Source organism: Micromonospora sp. NPDC023644, assembly GCF_040640115.1.
Classification (GTDB): domain Bacteria; phylum Actinomycetota; class Actinomycetes; order Mycobacteriales; family Micromonosporaceae; genus Micromonospora.
On the sequence record NZ_JBFABA010000010.1, the window covers coordinates 155,329 to 175,179 of the forward strand.

20 protein-coding genes are annotated in these 19,851 nt (G+C 74.0%); 14 read left to right on the forward strand and 6 right to left on the reverse strand.

The window, feature by feature from the left end; genetic code table 11:
• Positions 1-56 precede the first annotated feature (56 nt).
• The 8 genes from AB0G08_RS11285 (at position 57) to AB0G08_RS11320 (ending at position 6,417) form a co-directional block, all read left to right on the forward strand.
• On the forward strand, positions 57-1,070 hold the full coding sequence (locus AB0G08_RS11285; protein WP_358086187.1) for a Ku protein: 1,014 nt from the start codon (positions 57-59) through the stop codon (positions 1,068-1,070).
• Between the two features lie 174 nt (positions 1,071-1,244).
• Positions 1,245-1,637, forward strand: a complete 393-nt coding sequence (locus AB0G08_RS11290) for a MerR family transcriptional regulator (protein ID WP_357872849.1) — start codon at positions 1,245-1,247, stop codon at positions 1,635-1,637.
• A complete protein-coding gene (gene trxA / locus AB0G08_RS11295) occupies positions 1,607-1,954 on the forward strand; it encodes a thioredoxin (RefSeq protein WP_358086188.1) in 348 nt (115 codons plus the stop codon). The genes AB0G08_RS11290 and trxA overlap by 31 nt, the downstream gene beginning before the upstream one ends.
• An 83-nt stretch (positions 1,955-2,037) precedes the next feature.
• Complete coding sequence (locus AB0G08_RS11300) at positions 2,038-2,682, forward strand: DUF4241 domain-containing protein (RefSeq protein WP_358086190.1); 645 nt, start codon at positions 2,038-2,040, stop codon at positions 2,680-2,682.
• Positions 2,683-2,806: 124 nt separating this feature from the next.
• Positions 2,807-3,457: an FKBP-type peptidyl-prolyl cis-trans isomerase gene (locus AB0G08_RS11305; RefSeq protein ID WP_358086192.1), complete on the forward strand. Its 651-nt coding sequence runs from the start codon at positions 2,807-2,809 to the stop codon at positions 3,455-3,457.
• 170 nt (positions 3,458-3,627) lie between these two features.
• Complete coding sequence (locus AB0G08_RS11310; RefSeq protein ID WP_358086194.1) at positions 3,628-4,518, forward strand: hypothetical protein; 891 nt, start codon at positions 3,628-3,630, stop codon at positions 4,516-4,518.
• Between the two features lie 39 nt (positions 4,519-4,557).
• The gene (locus tag AB0G08_RS11315; protein WP_358086196.1) at positions 4,558-5,220 is read left to right on the forward strand and encodes an HAD family phosphatase; all 663 of its coding nucleotides are present in this window, start codon (positions 4,558-4,560) and stop codon (positions 5,218-5,220) included.
• Between the two features lie 180 nt (positions 5,221-5,400).
• Positions 5,401-6,417 carry an NADPH:quinone reductase gene (locus AB0G08_RS11320; RefSeq protein WP_358086198.1) on the forward strand — a complete coding sequence of 339 codons (1,017 nt, stop codon included), beginning with the start codon at positions 5,401-5,403 and terminating at the stop codon, positions 6,415-6,417.
• 228 nt (positions 6,418-6,645) lie between these two features.
• Here the strand turns inward: AB0G08_RS11320 and AB0G08_RS11325 are convergent, their stop codons facing one another.
• A complete protein-coding gene (locus AB0G08_RS11325) occupies positions 6,646-8,295 on the reverse strand; it encodes a fatty acid--CoA ligase (protein ID WP_358086200.1) in 1,650 nt (549 codons plus the stop codon).
• Between the two features lie 83 nt (positions 8,296-8,378).
• Between AB0G08_RS11325 and AB0G08_RS11330 the strand changes: the two genes are divergently transcribed.
• The gene (locus AB0G08_RS11330; protein WP_357872824.1) at positions 8,379-8,870 is read left to right on the forward strand and encodes an NUDIX domain-containing protein; all 492 of its coding nucleotides are present in this window, start codon (positions 8,379-8,381) and stop codon (positions 8,868-8,870) included.
• 46 nt (positions 8,871-8,916) lie between these two features.
• On the opposite strand, the gene AB0G08_RS11335 is transcribed toward AB0G08_RS11330, so the two are convergent.
• Both AB0G08_RS11335 and AB0G08_RS11340 read right to left on the reverse strand, forming a co-directional pair.
• Entirely contained in the window at positions 8,917-10,584 is a 1,668-nt protein-coding gene (locus tag AB0G08_RS11335; RefSeq protein WP_358086202.1) for an MDR family MFS transporter, read from the reverse strand.
• 108 nt (positions 10,585-10,692) lie between these two features.
• Positions 10,693-11,253, reverse strand: a complete 561-nt coding sequence (locus tag AB0G08_RS11340; RefSeq protein WP_358086204.1) for a type 1 glutamine amidotransferase domain-containing protein — start codon at positions 11,251-11,253, stop codon at positions 10,693-10,695.
• A gap of 114 nt (positions 11,254-11,367) precedes the next feature.
• Here AB0G08_RS11340 and rfaE2 point away from each other — a divergent pair, with 114 nt between their 5' ends.
• Entirely contained in the window at positions 11,368-13,326 is a 1,959-nt protein-coding gene (gene rfaE2 / locus AB0G08_RS11345) for a D-glycero-beta-D-manno-heptose 1-phosphate adenylyltransferase (protein WP_358086206.1), read from the forward strand.
• A complete protein-coding gene (locus AB0G08_RS11350; RefSeq protein ID WP_358086207.1) occupies positions 13,323-14,201 on the forward strand; it encodes a glycosyltransferase family A protein in 879 nt (292 codons plus the stop codon). Before rfaE2 ends, AB0G08_RS11350 begins: the two co-directional genes overlap by 4 nt.
• 72 nt (positions 14,202-14,273) lie before the next feature.
• Here AB0G08_RS11350 and AB0G08_RS11355 read toward each other — a convergent pair whose 3' ends face one another.
• From AB0G08_RS11355 to AB0G08_RS11365, 3 genes are read right to left on the reverse strand one after another with little or no spacing between them, the layout of a single operon-like run.
• On the reverse strand, positions 14,274-15,395 hold the full coding sequence (locus AB0G08_RS11355) for a glycosyltransferase family 9 protein (RefSeq protein ID WP_358086209.1): 1,122 nt from the start codon (positions 15,393-15,395) through the stop codon (positions 14,274-14,276).
• An 8-nt stretch (positions 15,396-15,403) separates the two neighbouring features.
• On the reverse strand, positions 15,404-15,952 hold the full coding sequence (locus AB0G08_RS11360) for an Hsp20/alpha crystallin family protein (protein WP_358086211.1): 549 nt from the start codon (positions 15,950-15,952) through the stop codon (positions 15,404-15,406).
• A 28-nt stretch (positions 15,953-15,980) separates the two neighbouring features.
• Positions 15,981-16,487 carry a DUF2231 domain-containing protein gene (locus tag AB0G08_RS11365; protein ID WP_357872806.1) on the reverse strand — a complete coding sequence of 169 codons (507 nt, stop codon included), beginning with the start codon at positions 16,485-16,487 and terminating at the stop codon, positions 15,981-15,983.
• Between the two features lie 144 nt (positions 16,488-16,631).
• Between AB0G08_RS11365 and AB0G08_RS11370 the strand changes: the two genes are divergently transcribed.
• The 3 genes from AB0G08_RS11370 to AB0G08_RS11380 all read left to right on the forward strand — a co-directional run bounded on the left by AB0G08_RS11370 (position 16,632) and on the right by AB0G08_RS11380 (position 19,765).
• The gene (locus AB0G08_RS11370) at positions 16,632-17,249 is read left to right on the forward strand and encodes a pyridoxamine 5'-phosphate oxidase family protein (RefSeq protein ID WP_358086212.1); all 618 of its coding nucleotides are present in this window, start codon (positions 16,632-16,634) and stop codon (positions 17,247-17,249) included.
• 886 nt (positions 17,250-18,135) lie between these two features.
• Positions 18,136-18,729, forward strand: coding sequence for a hypothetical protein (locus AB0G08_RS11375; RefSeq protein ID WP_358086214.1), 594 nt, complete (start codon positions 18,136-18,138; stop codon positions 18,727-18,729).
• Between the two features lie 160 nt (positions 18,730-18,889).
• Entirely contained in the window at positions 18,890-19,765 is an 876-nt protein-coding gene (locus AB0G08_RS11380; RefSeq protein WP_358086216.1) for an MFS transporter, read from the forward strand.
• Positions 19,766-19,851 lie beyond the last annotated feature (86 nt).

Sequence of the window (19,851 nt, forward strand, 5' to 3'; positions counted from 1 at the left end):
CGCGTGACCTTCGATCATTTGCGATCCTGGGCTGTACCGGCGAGAGGAGCACGGGGATGCGGGCCATCTGGAAGGGAGCCGTCTCGTTCGGGCTCGTCTCCATCGGGGTCAAGCTCTACTCGGCCACCGAGGAGAAGGACATCCGCTTCCACCAGGTGCACCGGGAGGACGGCGGGCGCATCCGCTACAAGCGCACCTGCCAGGTCTGCGGCGAGGAGGTCACCTACGACGACATCGCCAAGGGCTACGACATCGGCGGCGGCGAGATGGTGATCCTCACCGACGAGGACTTCGCCGAGCTGCCGCTCTCCACCTCGCACGCGATCGACGTGCTGGAGTTCGTCCCCGCCGAGCAGGTCGATCCGATCCTCTACAACAAGGCGTACTTCCTGGAGCCGGAGGGCACCGCCACCAAGCCGTACGTGCTGCTGCGCGACGCGCTCGCCGACTCGGAGCGGGTGGCGATCGTCAAGGTCGCGCTGCGCCAGCGGGAGCAGCTCGCCACGCTGCGGGTCCGCGAGGGCGTGCTGCTGCTCAACACCATGCTCTGGCCGGACGAGATCCGGAAACCCGACTTCGGCTTCCTCGACGAGGACCTGAAGGTCCGCCCGCCCGAGCTGGCCATGGCCAGCTCGCTGATCGACTCGATGGCCGGCGAGTTCGAGCCGGACGCCTTCACCGACGACTACCGGGCCGCCCTCCAGGAGGTCATCGACGCCAAGGTGGAGGGCCGCGAGGTGGTCCAGCCGGAGGAGGTCGAGGAGGCCCCGGCCGCGGCGGTGGACCTGATGGCGGCCCTGAAGGCGTCCGTCGAGCGCGCCCGCTCCGCGCGGGGCGAGGCGCCGGCCGGCGGCGGCGGGGAGCCGACCCCCATCTCGGCCGCCCGCTCGGCGCAGAAGAAGGCCGCTGAGAAGAAGGCGGCGAAGGCCCCAGCCAAGAAGGCCGCCGAGAAGAAGGCCACGCCCAAGAAGACCGCCGCGAAGAAGGCCGCGCCGAAGAAGGCCGAGGGCGAGAAGAAGCCGGCGGCGAAGAAGGCCGCCCCGAAGAAGGCCGCCCGCAAGACCGCCTGACCCTGCCTGACTCCGCCTGACCCCGCCGGGCCGAGGCCCCCGCCGGCCGACGCGCGTCCGGCCGGTCGGGAGGCCTGCCGTCGCGGCGTCCGCCCCCGGACACCCCACGCGCCGAGGTTGCCTTGACGCCGGTGACAAGGTCTAGCGTCGATCGGGTCGGACGAGGGAGGTCGGATGCTGATCGGTGAGCTGGCGGAGCGCGCCGGCACGAGCACCCGGACCCTGCGCTACTACGAGACGCACGGCCTGGTCCGGGCGGCCCGCTCGGCCAACGGGTACCGGGTCTACGACGAGGCGGAACTGCACGTCGTACGCGAGATCCGGGCGCTGCTGGCGGTGGGCTTCGGCCTGGAGGACATCCGCCCGTTCGTCGCCTGCCTGCGGGCCGGCAACGCCTCCGGTCACGTCTGCCCCGACTCGGTGGCCGTGCTGCGGCGCAAGCTCGCCGAGGTCGACGCCGGCATCGACCGGCTGCACGCGGTCCGCCGGGAGCTGCGCGACCAACTCGCCCACGCCATCACCCACCGGGAGGAAACATGCTCGAGACTGCGCCGGACGGCTCGCTGACCGTCGTCACCGACGACACCTTCGCCACCGTGGTGCTCGCCGCCGACCGGCCGGTGGTGGTCGACTTCTGGGCGGACTGGTGCCCGCCCTGCCGGGCGATCTCCCGCAGCCTCGCGGAACTCGCCGCGGAGTTCGCCGGGCGGATGGTCGTCGCCACGATCGACACCGACGCCAACCCGGCGGCCACCCGCACCTACGGCGTGATGTCCCTGCCCACCCTCCTGGTCTTCCGCGACGGGAAGGTGGTCGGCTCGATCGTCGGCTCCCGCCCGAAGCACCACCTGCGCCAGGCCCTGGCCCGGCAGCTGGAGGGCTGAGCCGCCGACCGGCACGGTGCGGCCTCGCCCGGCGAGGCCCGCCGCGGGTACGCTCCGCCGGCCCCCGCCGCGAGAGGAACCCCATGCCGTACACCCCCGACCTGGACCGGCTGCTGACGCCCGGCGCCCGCTTCGCCGACGAGCACGCCACGTACGTCATGGAGGTGCACCCGGTGGGCGACGTCGTGCTGCCGACGGGACAGGTGGTCGGCTGCGACCCGGTGGCCTGCCCCGAGGACGAACCGTTCACGGTCGGGGTGGCCCCCGGCCGCTACCCGGCGCGGGCGTGGGTCGCGGTGGTGCGCGGCGAGGACACCGAGGCGGACCGGCGGGTGGCCGCCCTCCAACTGGTGGTCCACGACGAGCCGGCGGTCCGCTGGGAGATGGCGCTGGTCGGCGACCAGGACGTCGCGACCCTCAAGTCCGACGGTTGGTTCGGCTACGGGGTGGACACCGGCATCGGCACCCTGGCCGACCCGACCGCGCTGGCCGCCCTCGAGGCGTGGGACGAGGACGCGGTGACGGACGTCTTCGTCGCGGACGAGCCGGCGGGCGGGCCGGTGCCGGGGCACGTCGCCGCGGTGCTCGACGAGGCGACCGGGGCCAACGTGGTGACGGTCTGGTCGGGCTGGGGCGACGGCTGCTACGGCACCTGGATCGGGCGGGCCGCCGACGGCCGGGTCACCTCGTTCGTGACCGACTTCATGGTGGTGCCGGGGCCGGCGTGACCCGTGCGGCGGGAGCGGCCATAGTCGAGGCGGCGCGGTGGGCGGCCGGGCGGGTACCGTGTGCGTCGGCTTTCCCCCGGCACTCCGATGCCGGCCACCACCTTCGCAGCAGGGAGTCGACGCCGTGAGCGAGCGTACGCAGAACCGGTCCCAGAAGTCGGAGCGGCGGCTGGCCGCCCAGTTGGCCGCACAGAAGGCGGCCGAGGCGAAGCGCCGCCGGCAGGCCTGGGCCGGCGGGCTCGCCGGGGTCGCCGTCGTCGCGGTGCTGATCACCGTCTTCGTGACGATCGGGCGCAACAGCGACGGCGACAAGGACCAGACGGCCGGCGCCCCGGCGGCGGGCCCGTCCGCCAGCGCCCCCGCCGCCGACGCGCCCCCCGCCCCGCAGCTCCCGCAGGGGGCGGACCCGGCCCTGGGCAGCAAGCCGACCGTCGCCGCCGGCAAGGGCGAGCTGAAGAAGCTCACCGTGACCCCGCTGATCAAGGGCACCGGCCCGGCGGTGAAGAAGGGCCAGACGATCACCACGAACTACGTCGGCGTCTTCTTCAAGGACGGCAAGGAGTTCGACTCGTCGTGGAGCGGCGGCCAGCCGGCGACCTTCGCCATCGGCGTCGGCCAGGTCATCCCGGGCTGGGACCAGGGCCTCGTCGGGGTGACCGTCGGCAGCCGCGTCCAGCTCGACATTCCGGCCGAGCTGGCGTACGGCAACAACGCCGCCGGCGGCCGGCCGGCCGGCCCGCTGCGCTTCGTGGTGGACGTGCTCGCGGCCCAGTGATCCGCGAGGCGGCCCGGTTGATCCTCGTGACCGGCCCGTTGCCCCGCGATAGCGGCCCGGTTCGCCCGGGATGTCGCCCGCCGTTGATGCAGTAGCCCACACGGGGCTTCCGGCCCCTCACCCACCGGCAGTAAGTTCAGCGTCACCCCGGGCGCTCGCCGCCCGGGGTGATGACCGGACCGGACGCGGAGGTGCACGTGACGGCGCTGGACGACGCGGGGCGGACCGCCCGGGTGTTGTGGACGCACTACGAACCCGTCCACGCGGTCACCTACTTCCATCCCCGCGCCCGGGCCGCCTTCGAGGCGGTCGGGCTGCGGGGCTTCTGGCGGGGCTACTTCGCCGGCCGGGCCGCGCCCCTCGGGCCCGCCGAGGCCGCGCCGGTGGTCGCGGCGTTCTTCAACTTCGCCCCGCACACGGTGGCGCGGGCGCTGCCGGCCGTCTGGCGGCTGGCCACCCCGGAGGAGGCGCTGCGGGCGCGACTCACCGGCGCGGTGCAGGCGCTCGCCGAGCTGACCTACGAGCTGCCGGAGTCGCACCTGGTCGAGGCGGCCGACCTGCTGGAGGCCGCCGCCGCCGAGGTGGAGCCGGCCGGCCGGGTGCTGGGCGCCGCCAACGCCGCCCTGCCGCGCGGCGAGTACCCGCTGGCCCGCCTCTGGCAGGCCGCCACCACGCTGCGGGAGCAGCGCGGTGACGGGCACATCGCGGCGCTGGTCGCGGCCAACCTCGACCCGGTGGAGACGCTGGCCTGGCGGGTCGCGGTCGACATCTCCCCGCTGAACCTGCTCGGGCGGGGGTGGTCGGAGGAGCAGTGGGCCGCCGCGCGCGCCCGGCTGGTCGAGCGGGGCTGGCTGACGCCGGCCGGCGAGCCGACCGAGCAGGGCCGGGCCCGGTTCCAGGCGATCGAGGACGCCACCGACGCCGCCGCCGCCCGCCCCTGGCGGATGCTGGGCCCGGAGCGCACGGGTCGGCTGCGGGAGCTGTTCGAACCGATCGCCCGTGCCGCCCACACCGTCATCCCCGAGGGCAACCCGATCGGCCTGCCCGCGCTGCGCAGCTGACCCCGGCCGACGGCGCGGACGACCGCCCGTTGGGGCAGGATGGGGTTCGTGGCGGATGCGGTGATCTTCGACCTGGACGGCGTGATCGTGGACTCCGAGCCGGTCTGGGAGGAGGTCCGGCGGGCGTACGTCGCGGCGCACGGCGGGACCTGGCAGCCCGACACCCAGCGCCGGCTGATGGGCATGAGCACCGGCGAGTGGTCCCGCTACCTCAGCGGGGAGCTGGGCGTCGACCGGAGCGCCGAGCAGGTCGCCGCCGAGGTGGTCGAGGAGATGACCCGGCGGTACGCGGCCCGCGTACCGCTGATCGACGGGGCCGACGAGGTCGTGCGCCGGCTGGCCGAGCGGTGGCCGCTGGGGCTGGCCAGTTCGTCGCCGACCCGGCTGATCGCGGCGGCGCTGGCCGCGACGGACCTGACCGGGGCGTTCGGCGCCACGCTGTCGACGGAGGAGACCGAGCGGGGCAAGCCGGCGCCGGACGTCTACCTGGCGGTCGCCGAGCGGCTGGGCGTCGACCCGGCCCGCTGCGTCGCCGTGGAGGATTCGTCCAACGGCGTCCGGTCGGCCGCCGCCGCCCGGATGACGGTGGTGGCGGTGCCGCACGGGGCGTATCCGCTGGACCCGGACGCCGAGCGGCTCGCGGCGCTGGTGATCGGCGCGGTCGGTGAGCTGACCCCGCAGGTTGTGGACCGGCTCGGGTAGGCGGCGCGACACCAGCGCGGCGGGGCTCCCGGTGGGCCGTGCCCGTCCCGTCCGTGCGCCGGCCTCCGCGGGCTGCCGGGTTGTCCGGTTCGCGCCCGGTCGGCGCCGGCATGAGCGGGGATCCGCCGGGTACCGCAGCCGACGGCGCCCCGGCCGGGGCCGCCGGGTGAGGAGACGGGGATGAAGGCGATCGTGTACGAGCGCACCGGCGACGCCTCGGTGCTGCAACTGGTCGACCGGCCGGTGCCGGAGCCCGGCCCCGGCGAGGTCCTGGTGCGGGTGGCCGTGTCGGGGGTGAACCCGACGGACTGGAAGGCGCGCCGGCAGGGCCTGCTGCCGGACGGCTGGCAGACGCCCGGGCAGGACGGCGCGGGGGTGATCGAGGCGGTCGGCGAGGGCGTCGACCGGGAACTGATCGGCGAGCGGGTCTGGCTGTGGGAGGCCGCGTGGCAGCGGCCGTGGGGCACCGCCGCCGAGTACACGGTGGTGCCGGTGCGGCAGGCGGTGCCCCTCGGCGACGCCTCCTTCGACCTGGGGGCCTGCCTGGGCATCCCCTTCCTCACCGCGCACCGCTGCCTGACCGCCGGCGAGTACACGCCGGACAGGCTGCACGCGGGCGCGCTCAGCGACCACACGGTGCTCGTGCAGGGCGGGGCGGGCGCGGTCGGCAACGCGGCCATCCAGCTCGCCCGCTGGGCGGACGCCTGCGTGGTCGCCACGGTCAGCAGCCCGGAGAAGGCGCAGCTGGCGGCGGCGGCCGGCGCGTCCTTCGTGGTCGACTACCGGGAGCAGGACGTGGTCGAGGAGGTCCGCAAGATCGCGCCCGACGGGGTGCACACGATCGTCGAGGTCTCCCCGGCGCGCAACGCCGCCGCCGACGTCCAGTTGCTCCGGCGCGGCGGCGCGGTCTGCGTCTACGCCGACGACGGTGGGGACGAGGTGACCCTGCCGATCCGGCCGCTGATGGCGCCGAACGCGCGCTTCCAGTTCGTGCTCGTCTACACCGAGCCGAAGGCGGCCAAGGCCCAGGCGGTGGTGGACGTGGCCGCCGCGGCGGCGCAGGGCGGGATCGGGGTGGGCGAGGCCGCGGGGCTGCCGCTGCACCACCACCCGCTCTCGGCGGCCGGCGCGGCGCACCAGGCGGTGGAGAACGCGGTCGTCGGGAAGGTGCTGATCACGACCAGCGGGCAGGGGTGACGGCCGCAACCCCGAGGCGGGCCCGGGACGAGGGCCGCCGAAACCCCTACGAGCCGGGCGAATTTCCCCGTCATCGGGACAGAGGCGAACAACTTTCGCAACAATGACGGTGCGGGTCACCCGCGTGGAGCGGGCGGCCCCGGCGCGGTGCGAACGCCGGGGCCGCCCCTGGGGAGGGAGTTCAGGAGTGTGTCCCTACCCCAACAGGCGACGGTGCGCCTGAGAACGTTACGGGGTCGTCAGCTCCCGGACACTCAGTTCGCCCCCGGCGTAGCGGGAGCGCACCACCTTCTTGTCGAACTTGCCCACGCTGGTCTTCGGCACCGCGTCGATGACGGCCCAGCGCTCCGGCAACTGCCAGCGGGCCACCGACCCGGCGAGGAACTCCCGCAGTTCCTCGGCCGTCGCCGACGCCCCCTCACGGAGCACCAGGGTGGCCAGCGGCCGCTCACCCCAGCGGTCGTCCGGCACCCCCACCACGCAGGCCTCCAGCACCGCCGGGTGCGCCATCAGGGCGTTCTCCAGCTCGACCGAGGAGATCCACTCGCCGCCGGACTTGATGACGTCCTTGGCCCGGTCGGTCAGCGTGATGAAGCCGTCCGGCGAGAGGGTGCCGACGTCTCCGGTGCGCAGCCAGCCGTCGCGGAACTTCTCCTCGTCACCGACGTCGTCGCCGACGTACCGGGCGGTCACCCAGGGCCCGCGGACCTCCAGCTCGCCGACCGACGTCCCGTCGGCGGGCAGCGGCTCGCCCAGCGGGCCGACGATGCGGGCCTCGACCCCGGCCGGCACCCTGCCCTGCGTGTAGCGGTAGCGCCAGGCCTCCTCGCCGCTCGCCCCGGCCGGCGGGCGGGCCACCGAGCCCAACGGGGACATCTCGGTCATTCCCCAGGCGTGCACGACGTCGATCCCGTGCCGCTCGGCGAACGCGTGCATCAGCGCCGGCGGGCAGGCCGAGCCGCCGACGATCACCTCCTGCAGTGAGGAGCTGTCCACGTCGTGGGTGTCCAGGTGGTCGAGCAGGTCGTTCCAGATGGTCGGCACCGCGCCGCCCAGGGTGGGCCGCTCGGCGGCGATCATTTCGGCGATCGGGGCGGCCTGGAGGAACCGGTCCGGCATGATCAGCGACGCCCCGGAGAGGAAGGCCGCGTACGGCAGGCCCCAGGACATCGCGTGGAACATCGGCACGATGACCAGCTCGCGGTCGGTCGGCCCGAGGCCGAAGCCCTCCGGCATGCAGACCTGCAGGGAGTGCAGGTAGATCGAGCGGTGCGAGTAGGCCACGCCCTTCGGGTTGCCGGTGGTGCCCGAGGTGTAGCAGAGCGCGGCGGCGTCGCGTTCGTCCACCTCGGGCCAGTCGAAGGCGTCCGGGCGGTCGGCCAGCAGCGCGTCCCAGTGGTGTACGGAGATCCGGTCTCCGGCCGCCGCCGTGAGCGGGGCCGGGTCCCCGCCGCCGACCACCACCACGTGCCGCACCGTGGTCATCTCGCCGATCACCCGGGCCAGCAGCGGGATGAGCGTCGAGTCGACCAGCACCACCCGGTCCTCGGCGTGGTTGGCGATGTAGACGACCTGGTCCGGGAAGAGCCGGATGTTGAGGGTGTGCAGCACCGCGCCCATGCTGGGCACCGCGAAGTACGCCACCAGGTGCTCGGCGTTGTTCCACATGAAGGTGGCGACCCGCTCGTCGCCGGCGACACCGCACTCGTCGCGCAGCGCGTGGGCCAGCCGGGCCGCCGTCCGCCCGACCTCGGCGTACGACATCCGGCGCGGCTCGCCGCCCGTCCAGGTGACCACCTCCGCCGTGCCGTGCACCGTGGCGCCGTGCTGGAGGATCCGGGAGACCTGGAGCGGGGCGTCCATCATCGTGCTACGCATGGGTAACAAAGTAGTGTCGCCGGTCACAGGTTGGGAACCCTGGAAAGCCGGTCGGGCCCGGAGTGGCCCCGTAAATTGTCCGGGTGAGCATCTCCTGGGCCGATTCGTACGTGGGACAGCTGCGCGCGCTCGCCGGTGACCGGACGCTGATGTTCGTCGGCGCCCGCGCCGTGGTCCGCGACAACGCGGGACGCCTCCTGCTGATCCAGCGCTCGGACAACGGGCAGTGGGCCATGCCCGCCGGGGCGATGGAGCTGGGCGAGTCGATCGCCGACTGCGCCGTCCGGGAGGTACGCGAGGAGACCGGGCTACGCGCGCTGCGGGTCAGCGCGTTCGCCCTCTACACGGGCCCGGACCGCACCCACACCAACATGTACGGCCACACGTACCAGATCTTCACGACCGCGTTCCGCGTCGACGAGTGGGACGGCGAGCTGGCCCGGATCACCGACGAGACGACCGACGCGGGCTTCTTCCACCGGGCGCAGCTGCCGGCCCCGCTCTCCACGAGCGTCGCCGAGACCCTCGCCGACCTGGACGTCTTCGAGCAGACCAACCGGCTGATCCTGAAGTGAGGGCCGGTCGGGAGAGAAGGGCGGCTCCCGGGTAGGGCCGGCCCGGTCAGAGCATCGTCTGGCTCTTCGCCTCCATCTCGGCGGCGGCCTCCTGCTTCGACTCCCTGTCCAGCGGCTTGCCGCCGGGCGCCGGGCCCTCGCCGCCGAGGCCGTCCGTGCCGCCTGTGGCGCCGCCCGGGCCCGCGCCGCGCAGCTTCTCGTTCGGCAGCGCCAGGGTGACCAGCACCGCCACGATCGCGATCAGACCGGTGGTCAGGAAGACCAGGTGCAGCGACTCGACGAACGCCGCCTGGACGGCCGCGCGCACCGGGGCGGGGAGCGCCAGGATGGTCGCCGGGTCGTTGACCGAGACGTCCGCCCCGCCGCTCGCCGCCACCGCGGCCTGCTGCTCCGGCGGCAGTACGGCGATCGCGCCCGGCAGCCGGTCGGCGAGTTCCGACGTGAGCCGCGACGACAGCACCGCGCCGAGGATGGCGACGCCGAACGAGCCGCCCAGCGACCGGAAGAACGTCGCCGACGAGGTGCCGGCGCCCAGGTCCCGCATCGACACGGAGTTCTGCACGGCCAGGATCAGCGACTGCATGCAGAGCCCCAGCCCGATGCCGATCACGACCATGAAGCCGAAGGCCACCCAGAGCGAGGTGTCCACCTCCAGCCGGGTGAACAGCAGCATGCCGACCAGCAGCACCACCGCGCCGGCCACCGGGAACCACTTGTACCGCCCGATCCGGCTCATCGCCCGGCCGGTCAGCACCGAGGTGACGATGATGCCGGCCATCATCGGCAGCATCAGCAGGCCGCTGCGGGTCGGCGAGGCGCCCCGGACGATCTGGAGGTAGAGCGGGATGAAGATGATCGAGCCGAACATCACCAGGCCGAGCACGAAGCCGGCCGAGTTGGCCAGCGCGAACGTGGCGCTGCGGAACAGCCGCAGCGGCAGGATCGGCTCGGCCACCCGGGCCTCCTGGAGCACGAAGAGCACGCCGAGCACCGCGCCCGCGACGAAGAGGCCGACGATCACCCCGGAGCCCCAGGCGTACTCGTTGCCGCCCCAGCTCAGCGCGAGCAGCAGGCAGCTCACCCCGGCGACCAGCAGCGCCGCGCCGAGCCAGTCGATCGAGTGGTCGCGCCGGGTGAACGGGATCAGCCGCAGCACCCGGGAGCACACGACGATCGCCAGGATCCCCAGCGGCACGTTGATGTAGAAGATCCACCGCCAGTCGGTCTCGGCGAAGTAGCCGCCGACCAGCGGGCCGGCGACCGAGGAGACGCCGAAGACCGCCCCGAACAACCCCTGGTAGCGACCGCGCTCCCGGGGCGACACCACGTCCGAGATGATGGTGAACGCGAGCGTCATCAGGCCGCCGGCGCCGAGGCCCTGGACGCCCCGGGTGACGATGAGCTGGGTCATGTCCTGCGACATGCCGGCCAGCAGCGAGCCGAGCAGGAACGTGCCGATGGAGAAGAGGAAGACGGGGCGTCGCCCGTACAGGTCGGCCATCTTGCCGTAGAGCGGCGTCGAGGCCGTGGAGGCGAGCAGGTACGCGGTCACCACCCACGAGTAGTGGTTGATCCCGCCCAGCTCGCCGACGATGGTCGGCAGCGCGGTGCCGACGATGGTCTGGTCGAGCGCGGCCAGCAGCATGCCGGTCATCAGGCCGAACATCAGCAACCGGATCTGCCGCCCGCCGAGCGCCGGGGCTTCCGTGGTCATCCCGCATCCTTTCCCCGCCCACTCGAAACATGCGTGCGGACGGGCGTGCACCTCGTCGGTCGCGAGGTCGGTGGCGCTCCGGGCACCGACCTCACGACCAACGACCGGTCAGCGGGAGGAATGCGGGCCTTCGGCGAACTCTTCGACGATCCTGGCACAGAAGGCCGGCAGGTCGTCCGGCTTACGGCTGCTGACCAGACCGCCGTCCGCGACGACCTGCTCGTCGACCCAGTTAGCGCCGGCGTTGGTCAGGTCGGTGCGCAGGCTGGGCCAGGAGGTCATCCGGCGACCCCGCACCACGTCCGCCTCGATCAGCGTCCACGGCCCGTGGCAGATGACCCCGACCGGCTTGCCGGCGTCGAAGAACGCCTTGACGAAGCGCACCGCGTCCGCGTCGGTCCGCAGGAAGTCCGGGTTCGCCACCCCGCCGGGCAGCACCAGCGCGTCGTACCCGCCGGCGTCCGCGTCGGCCACGGTCACGTCCACGTCGTACGTCTTGGACTGGTCCAGGTGGTTGAAGGACTGGACGGTGCCGGGCTTGAGCGAGACCAGCTCCACCGTGGCGCCGGCCTTCTCCACCGCCTCGCGGGGCTGGACGTACTCGACCTCCTCGACGCCGTCGGCGGCCAGGAACGCGATCCGCTTGCCCTGAAGTGTCGTCGCTGCCATCTCGGTGTCTCTCCTCTCCGGGGTTCCGTCCGTCCCTTCCCGGGGCCCGGTGCCCGAAACCCCTTCCCGGTGGCGCCAGGTTTGGCCCGGGTGCCCCGGGGGACCCGGGACGGCATGGCAGGAGGAGCAGCGGAACAGCGCCGGCTCGCATCGGTGGTGGAGGGCTGGCTGGGGCGTCCCGTCCTGGTCGTCGGCGACGCCATGCTCGACGAGTGGCGGTTCGCCGAGTCCGACCGGCTCTGCCGGGAGGCGCCCGCCCCGGTCCTCACCCTGCGCCGGCGGATCTCCGCGGCCGGCGGGGCGGCGAACACCGCCGTCAACGTCGCCGCGCTCGGGGGTCGGGCGGTGCTGGTGGCACCGGTCGGCGCGGACGTCGCCGGCGACGAACTGCACGACTGTCTGGACCGGGCCGGCGTCTGGGACCGTACGGTCAACCAGCCCGGCCGGCCGACGCCGGTGAAGCGACGCATGCTGGCGGGGAACCAGATCCTGCTCCGGGAGGACTCCGGTGACGCCGACGACGCGCTCGACGACGACGGGGTGACCCGGTTGCTCGTCGCGCTGGACTGCGCCACCGAGGAGCTGCGCGCCGCCGGCGGCGAGCCGCCCACCCTGGTGGTCTGCGACTACGGCCTGGGCGCGCTGCCCGCTGCGGTCCGCGCCTGGCTGGTGACCCACCGGGAGCGGTACGCGACGGTCGCGCTGGACGCCCACGACCTGGCCGACTGGCGCGGCCTGGCCCCGACCGTGGTGACCCCCAGCTTCGCCGAGGCGACCCGGCTGCTCGCCCGGGCCGCCGGCGCCCGACCGGCGCCGGGCGCCGGGCTGCACCTGGACCACCCGGCCGGCGACCCGGCCGACGGCCCCTCCGAACTCACGGTGGGCGTCTCCCCGGGCGGCGCCGGGCCGCACCAGGACACCCACCGCTCCGCCTCGTCGGACCCGACCGGCGGCGCGACGGACCCGACCGGCGGCGCGACGGACCCGACCGGCGGCGCGACGGACCCGACCGGCGGCGCGACGGACCCGACCAGCGGCGCGACGGGCGGCTCGACCGGGGGCGCGACCGGCTCGACCGGCGGCGCGGCGGGCCTGGCCGGGCTCGGGGCGACCGGCGAGCCGACGGCCGGCGAGGGTCGGGTGGCGATGACCGGGGACGGGCTCAGCGTGACCGGCACCGGCGTCACCGTGAACGCCACGGCCGGGGAGGGCGTCGACCGGGCCGTGCTGGCCGAGTCCCGCCTCGCCGAGCTGCGCGCGCACACCGGCGCGGACGTGGTGGCGGTGACCCTGGACACCGACGGCGCCGTGGTCGGCGGGGCGGACGGCGAGCCCCGGCGCAGCCACAGCACCCCGGTGCCGGCCAGCCACGCGGTCGGGGCGGGCGACGCGTACCTGGCGGCGATGACGCTGGCGCTGGCCGCCGACGCGCCGCTGCCCACCGCCGCCCAGCTGGCCCAGCTGGCCGCGACCATCACCGTCTCGGACACCGGCACCTGCGTGTGCCGCCGGGAGGACCTGCTCGTCGCGCTGGACGCACCGGTCGACAGGGCGGCCCACCGGGCGCTGGTCGGCACCGGCGAGCTGGCCGCCATCGTCGCGGAGCACCGCCGGGCGGGCCGCGCGATCGTCTTCACCAACGGCTGCTTCGACGTGCTGCACCGCGGCCACGTGCGCTACCTGGAACAGGCTCGCGCCCTCGGCGACCTGCTGGTGGTGGCGGTCAACTCCGACGGCAGCGTACGCCGGCTGAAGGGCCCGGACCGGCCCGTGAACCCGGTCGAGGACCGGGTCGCCCTGCTCGCCGCGCTGGCCTGCGTCGACCACGTGGTGGTCTTCGAGGAGGACTCCCCGGCGGGGCTGATCGAGACCGTCCGCCCCGACGTGTACGTCAAGGGCGGTGACTACCCGCCGGAGATGGTGCCGGAGGCGCCGCTGGTGCGCCGGCTGGGCGGGCAGGTCCGCACCCTCGGGTACGTGCCCGACCGGTCCACCTCGGCGATCATCGACCGGATCCGGGCGCACGGCCAGGAGCCCCAGGAGGACCCATCCCTGACGAGCAAGCCGTCGTGAACCGCCCGCTCGACCTGGGCACGGCCGGAGGGTTCCGCGCGGATCGGCTGCTCGACGTGCTGATCCCGACCCGCAACCGCCCCGCCGAGCTGGCGGTGACCCTCTCCGGGCTGGCCGCCCAGGAGGGCGTGCCCGGCTTCGGGGTGGTGGTCAGCGACCAGTCCGACGGCGACGCCGCGTACCGGCACCCGGCGGCGGCCACCATGGTCCGGGCGCTGCGCCACCGGGGGCACCCGGTGCTGCTGACCCGTCGGCTGCCCCGGCGCGGGCTGGCCGAGCACCGGGCGTACCTGCTGGCCGCGTCCGCCGCCCGGTACGTGCTCTGCCTCGACGACGACGTCTGGCTGGAGCCGGGCACGCTGCGCCGGCTGGTCACCGCCATCGAGGAGCTGGCGTGCGGCTTCGTCGGCAACGCGGTGCACGGGCTGTCGTACGCCGACGACGTCCGGCCGGAGACGCACCGGCACTACGAGGAGTGGACGACTCGGCCCGCCCCGGAACGGATCCGGCCGGGCACCCCGGAGTGGGACCGGGCGTCGATCCATTCGGCGGCGAACCTGCTGCACGTGACGCGGAAGCTGGACCTGCCGCCGGGTGCCTGGCGGGCGTACAAGGTCTCCTGGATCGGCGGCTGCGTGCTCTACGACCGGGCGAAGCTGGTCGACTCCGGCGGGTTCGACTTCTGGCGGCGGGTGGACGAGAAGCACCAGGGCGAGGACGTCGCCGCCCAGCTCGCCGTGCTGGGGCGCTTCGGCGGCGCCGGCGTCCTGCCCAGCGGCGCGTACCACCTGGAGTCGCCGACCACGGTCACCGACCGGGACGTGGAGGCGTGGGAGGTCGTGCTCGCCGAGGAGGAGACGGCCCAGCCGGCCTGAGGCCGGCGCGGACATCCGACCCGGCGGGGGCGACAGCCGGTCGCGGCGCCAGGCGGCACCGCGCAGCGGCGCTCAGGGGGCGCCGGGCTCCGGGCGGAGCAGCTCGCGGGCCGCCTCCACGACCTCGACCACCGGCACGTCGGTGACGAAGGAGTCCCGGTGGGGGCACTCGCCGTCGCCGGGGCGGTGCGGATAGATGCCCGGGGTGCAGTCGACCCCGCAGACCGGGCAGAGCACCGTCCACGAGCTGATCGGCCGGTGCCGGCCGCGCAGCAGGTTCGCCACCGTGATCAGGTTGCCGACCCAGTAGATTCCGACGGTCGCGGTGCCCACGGCGGCGGCCAGGTGCAGTGGCCCGGTGTCGTTGGAGACCACCAGCTCGCAGCCGGCGTAGCAACCGGCCAGCCCGCCGAGGCTGAGCGTGCCCACCTGCGGCCGGACGGGCACCCCGGCCGCCGCGACCACCCGGTCCACCACCTCCTGCTCGGCGGGGGTGCCCGTGACCAGCACCTCGTACCCGTCGCCGACCAGCTCGCGGGCCACCTCGGCGAAGCGTTCGGCGGGCCACCGCCGGCGGGTGTCCGTGGCGCCGGGGTGCAGCGCCACCCTCGGCCGCTCCGCCGGGCCGAGCACCTCGGCCGCCTCGGCCCGGTCGGCGTCGGTCACGGCCAGCGCCGGGACGATCGTGGTGGCGCCCGCGCCGACCAGGCCCGCCACCTCCAGGTAGCGGATCACCTCGTGCTGGTAGTAGACGTACCGGATCCAGCGGTCCAGTGGCGGCGCGTCCTCGGCGCGCAGCCCGGCGGTGACCCGCGCACCGAGGGCGGCGACGAACGGGTTGGAGTTGGCACCGCCGCCGTGCAGCTGCAACGCCAGGTCGAAGCGTTCCCGGCGGGCCGCGGCGAGGAAGTCGTCCAGCGCCCACTCCGGCTCGCCCGGATCGGCACCGCGGATCCCCGGCGCGGGCGGCACCACCAGCACGCGGTCCACCGGCCCGGGCCGGTCGCGCCAGAGCTTCGCGTGCCACGGCGCGCCGAGCAGCACGATCTCCGCCTCCGGGTACGCGGCCCGCAACGCGTCCAGCGCCGGCAGGACGAAGATGAAGTCGCCGAGCGCGTTGGCGCGCAGCACGGCGATCCGCTCGACGTCCGGCACGCGCCCGGTGGCCGGGCCGAGCAGGTTCGCGGTGACCATTCGGCTCGTTACGGCCGGTCGATCTCGTCGACGGCGATGTCCGGGCGGTGCATCTCCCGGTCCGCGGCCGGGTCGACGACGCCCGGCGTACCCCCGTCGGGGCCGGCGGAACGGGGGCCGGTGCGGCCGACGGTGATGGTGCGCGGCGCGGGCCGGGCGGCCCGGGGCAACCGCACCCGCAGCAGGCCGTGGTCCATGACCGCGTCGATGGTGTCGGGGTCCACCCGGGACGGCAGGTCGACGCGGTACTCGAAGCCCCGGGTCTCGAAGCCGCCGGGGATGCCGTGGTCGGCGTTGACCTCGGCCTCGGAGCGGGCCCGTACGCACAGCTCGCGGTCGTCCAGTTCGACCGCCACCTCCTCCGGCGCCACCCCGGGCAGCCGCACCACGACCTCCCAGCCGTCGGCGGTCTCGGCCAGCTCGACGTCCGGCGGCCCGGCGCGGCCGCCGACCAGCCGGCGCAGCTCCGAACGCAGGGACTGGAGTTCGCCCATCGGGTCCCAGCCCTGCTGCCGGCCGCGCCAACCCCGGCCGGACCCGCCGCTCTGCTCGCTCATGCCGCCCCTCCGCTGATGACTCGCTCGCTCATCGCGCCTCTCCGATCCGCTGGGTGGCCGCCGGGGGTCGCAGTGAGCTGGGCGCGTCCAGCCCGGCCTCCCGGTCCACGCCGACGCCGAGCCGGTCGACCAGTTCCCCGCCCAGCCAGGCGCTGATGCCGAGGATGGCCAGCGCGACCACCTCGATGGCGATCAACGCGCCGCCGGCCGCCCGGGAGTCGGCGTTGAGCCGGACCACCCAGATCGCGGCGAAGAGCAGGATCACCGCCACGTTGGCGGCGGCATGGGTCAGCGCCACCCGCTTCGCGCGGGTCGCGGACGGGATGGCCAGCAGGTCGAACGTCCCGGCCGCCGCGGCCAGCAGGCCGCCGACCAGGCCGACGGTGATGTTCCAGTACGCGACCTCGCCGAGGAAGTCCGGCCCGCCGACGGTGTCCACCAGGTCGAACAGGACCGCGGTGACCAGCAGGCCGACGGGGAACATGACCAGCATCGGGTGGACGGGATGGCCCAGTACCTTGAGTCGGCTCTCCATCGGGCCTCCACTGCTCGGTCTCTCCGGGCGGGTCGGGTGAGGCGGTACCCCCGCCCCGAAGGGACAAACCTCGCGCTGGTCGCGCACTAGGCTGGTGGGCGGCGGCCGCGCCGCCACCCGGGTCAACGCACGGGGGAGGATCACGTGACGGTGGAGATCACCTCGCACGAGGAACTGCGCGAGCTGCTGGGGGCGCCAATGCCGCGGGCGCTCACCAAGGAGCGGCCCGTCCTGCACGCCCGGGACCGGGACTGGCTGGCCGCGTCGCCGTTCTGCCTGGTGGCGACGGCGGGCGCGGACGGCAGCTGCGACGTCTCGCCGAAGGGCGACCCGCCCGGCTTCGCGATGGTGCTGGACGACCGGACCATCGCCATTCCGGAGCGGCCGGGCAACCGGCGCGCCGACGGCTACCGCAACATCCTGGACAACCCGCACGTCGGGTTGGTCTTCCTGATTCCCGGCCGCACCGACACGCTGCGGATCAACGGCCGGGCCCGGCTCGTCCGCGACGCCCCGTGGTTCGACGACATGGTGGTCAAGGGGCACCGCCCGGTCCTCGCCGTGGTGGTGGAGATCGAGCAGATCTTCTACCACTGCGCCAAGGCGTTCCTGCGCTCCCAGCTGTGGCAGCCGGAGAGCTGGCAGCCCGACGTCCTGCCGACCCGGGCCCGGCTGATCAAGGAGGTCGAGAACCCGGCCGAGAGCCTGGCCGACCTGGAACGCTACTACGGCCCGGCCTACCTCAGCACGGTCTACCGCTGAGACCCGCGAACTACCGGCCGCCGTTCAACGTCGCTGACGCCTCCACCTCGCCGGGGCACCGGGAACCCTCCCGACCAAGCCCCGAAACCGCCCGAAAGCCTCCGAAAAGGCCCGCCATGCCCGGCTCGGGGCGGCAAGGCTTGATTCCTGCGCCGACCACGGCCCACACCCCCGACGGTGCCGCTCGCCGACGTCGACCCACCCTCCACCCCCTGGATCACGCCCTCGCCCCACCCTCCACTGCCTGGATCCCGTCTTCACCTCACTCTCCACCGGATCCCGTCCTCACCTCACTCTCCACCACCGGATCTTGGTACGAAACCGCCCCGCCAAAGGGCCCTTTCGTACCAAGATCCTGACCGTCCACCCGTCGAGCCGACGGTGCCTGGTGTCCGGTTGCGTCATGGGTGTCGGGTGCAGCATGGGCGGGCGGGCCTCATCACGTCCCGATCCGCGCCGGGTGTCCGGTTTCGGGGTGTGACCGGGGGCATCGTGGGGGCGGAATCGTGGCCGGGGCGGGGTCGTTACACCCTGCGTACGACCGAGCAAGACCCGCGCCGCCCCACGGATGGTGGGGCCCCGGAATGATGGCGGGCCGGCGGTCGTTACACATGGTCCGGCCGACGTGAGGGCACCCCCCGCCCCGCGAACAGCCCGGATCCTCCGGCCGACACGGCCGATCTGATCTCCTGGACGACACGGTCAACCTGATCCTCTGGCCGTTACGGCCGATGTGATCCCCCCGACCGACTCGGCCGATCTGGTCTTTCCTTCGGCGATGCGCCGGAGATCTCCCCTGAGTTTTCATGGAGCGCCGGACGGTGCTTGCACCCGCGTAGCCGATCCCCCTCGGTGTGGGTGCCGACCCCCGAATGGAGCACATCTGATGAACACGATTCTGCGTAAGAGCGTTCTTGGTGTTGCTGGTCTGGCGTTTGCCGGTGGTGTGTTCGCCGGTCCCGCGACCGCCCACGCAGTCCCGTCGGTGGAGTCGATGCCGGTGGCGGTGGCGGTGCAGGCCGACAAGCCGTCGGTCGACAAGGCGAAGCTGGTGCCGCATGGTGTGCAGGGTGCGCAGTCGCGTATCGAGCTCTCCGACGAGCAGGTCGGCAACGTCAAGGCGATCATCGCGGCGACGAAGAAGGCCGGCATGGACGAGCGCGCCGCCGTCGTCTCGATCGCGACCGCGTTGCAGGAGTCGAAGTTGGAGAACCTGGGTCACCTGGGTGAGCGCAACGACCACGACTCGCAGGGCCTGTTCCAGCAGCGCCCCACCTCGGGTTGGGGCACCGTCGAGCAGATCACCGACCCCGAGTACTCCACGATGGCGTTCCTCAAGGGCCTGAAGCAGGTCGACGGGTGGCAGGACATGCCCCTGACCGAGGCCGCCCAGACCGTGCAGGTCTCGGCGTACCCCGACCACTACGCCCAGTGGGAGCAGCAGGCCGCCGACCTCGTCGCCGAGCACTGGAACAACTGACACACCCCGACACGACTCCCACAGACTTTCCACCACAAGGGGGATCGCTGGCCGGCACCCGAACCCGGGGTGCCGGCCAGCGGCACATCCACCCCCGACCGGGCCAACGGCACCTCCACCACCGGGCGGCCAGCGGCACACCTGCCGCTCACAACGAGCGGTGTTCTTCGAGGTCGCCCGGGGGCCGCTCTTCGTGTCCATCGTGGCCCGACCCGACTACGTGGAGGCGAACACCCTGATCAACGGCAGCCGGGCGATGTCCCTGGTGGCCGGGCCGAGCATCGGTGGCGTCCTCGTGCAGGTGCTCACCGCCCCGATCGCCCTGGTCGTGGACGCGCTGTCGTACGTCGTGTCCGCGTACTTCCTGGGGCGGATCCGGCCGACGGAGCCGGCGCCCGCGCGCGGCGGCGGACTCGCCCTCGGCGCCGGGCTGGGGTTCATCGCGCGGACGCCGATGATGCGCGCGATCCTGCTCGGCACCACCACCGTCAACCTGTTCAACTTCATGTTCATCGCGCTCTTCGTGCTCTACGCGACGCAGGAACTGCACCTCGCGCCCGGGCTGCTGGGCGCGGTGCTCGGCGCGGGCGCGGTCGGCGGGCTGATCGGCGCGACGCTCACCGGCCGGTTGGTCCGCCGCTTCGGCGTCGGCCCGGCGCTGGTCGCCTCCTTCGTCCTCTTCCCCGCTCCCCTGCTGCTCGTCCCGCTGGCCGGCGGGCCGACCCCGCTGGTGCTCGGGATGCTCTTCGCCGCGGAGTTCCTCTCCGCCGTCGGGGTGATGATGCTCGACATCGTGGGTGGCTCGGTGCAGACCACGCTCACCCCGCAGGCGCTGCTGGCCCGGGTGACCGGGGCCCGACGCACCGTCAACTACGGCATCCGGCCGATCGGCGCGCTGCTCGGCGGCGCGCTCGGCAGCACCCTCGGCGTACGGCCGGCGCTCTGGATCGCGACGGCGGGCGCGCTCGCCGGGGTGCTGTGGGTGGCCTTCTCGCCGGTCCGCCGCCTGCGCGGGCTCCCGGAGCAGGCCGACTGACCGGCCGGGTCGGGGGCGCGCCGCGGCCGTCCGATGTGGTGTCCCGGCAGGTCGGGCGATTGAGCGTCCCGGAGGGGGGTAGGAGT

What these genes read in the sequence shown, in the direction of transcription:
- AB0G08_RS11315 (WP_358086196.1), top strand. Translation starts at nt 4,558, where the DNA reads ATGGGGTTCGTGGCGGATGCGGTGATCTTCGACCTGGACGGCGTGATC.
- AB0G08_RS11300 (WP_358086190.1), top strand. Translation starts at nt 2,038, where the DNA reads ATGCCGTACACCCCCGACCTGGACCGGCTGCTGACGCCCGGCGCCCGC.
- AB0G08_RS11290 (WP_357872849.1), top strand. Translation starts at nt 1,245, where the DNA reads ATGCTGATCGGTGAGCTGGCGGAGCGCGCCGGCACGAGCACCCGGACC.
- AB0G08_RS11365 (WP_357872806.1), bottom strand. Translation starts at nt 16,487, where the DNA reads ATGGAGAGCCGACTCAAGGTACTGGGCCATCCCGTCCACCCGATGCTG.
- AB0G08_RS11340 (WP_358086204.1), bottom strand. Translation starts at nt 11,253, where the DNA reads ATGGCAGCGACGACACTTCAGGGCAAGCGGATCGCGTTCCTGGCCGCC.
- AB0G08_RS11355 (WP_358086209.1), bottom strand. Translation starts at nt 15,395, where the DNA reads ATGGTCACCGCGAACCTGCTCGGCCCGGCCACCGGGCGCGTGCCGGAC.
- AB0G08_RS11325 (WP_358086200.1), bottom strand. Translation starts at nt 8,295, where the DNA reads ATGCGTAGCACGATGATGGACGCCCCGCTCCAGGTCTCCCGGATCCTC.
- AB0G08_RS11360 (WP_358086211.1), bottom strand. Translation starts at nt 15,952, where the DNA reads ATGAGCGAGCAGAGCGGCGGGTCCGGCCGGGGTTGGCGCGGCCGGCAG.
- AB0G08_RS11310 (WP_358086194.1), top strand. Translation starts at nt 3,628, where the DNA reads ATGACCGGACCGGACGCGGAGGTGCACGTGACGGCGCTGGACGACGCG.
- rfaE2 (WP_358086206.1), top strand. Translation starts at nt 11,368, where the DNA reads ATGGCAGGAGGAGCAGCGGAACAGCGCCGGCTCGCATCGGTGGTGGAG.
- AB0G08_RS11335 (WP_358086202.1), bottom strand. Translation starts at nt 10,584, where the DNA reads ATGACCACGGAAGCCCCGGCGCTCGGCGGGCGGCAGATCCGGTTGCTG.
- AB0G08_RS11320 (WP_358086198.1), top strand. Translation starts at nt 5,401, where the DNA reads ATGAAGGCGATCGTGTACGAGCGCACCGGCGACGCCTCGGTGCTGCAA.
- AB0G08_RS11375 (WP_358086214.1), top strand. Translation starts at nt 18,136, where the DNA reads ATGAACACGATTCTGCGTAAGAGCGTTCTTGGTGTTGCTGGTCTGGCG.
- trxA (WP_358086188.1), top strand. Translation starts at nt 1,607, where the DNA reads ATGCTCGAGACTGCGCCGGACGGCTCGCTGACCGTCGTCACCGACGAC.
- AB0G08_RS11285 (WP_358086187.1), top strand. Translation starts at nt 57, where the DNA reads ATGCGGGCCATCTGGAAGGGAGCCGTCTCGTTCGGGCTCGTCTCCATC.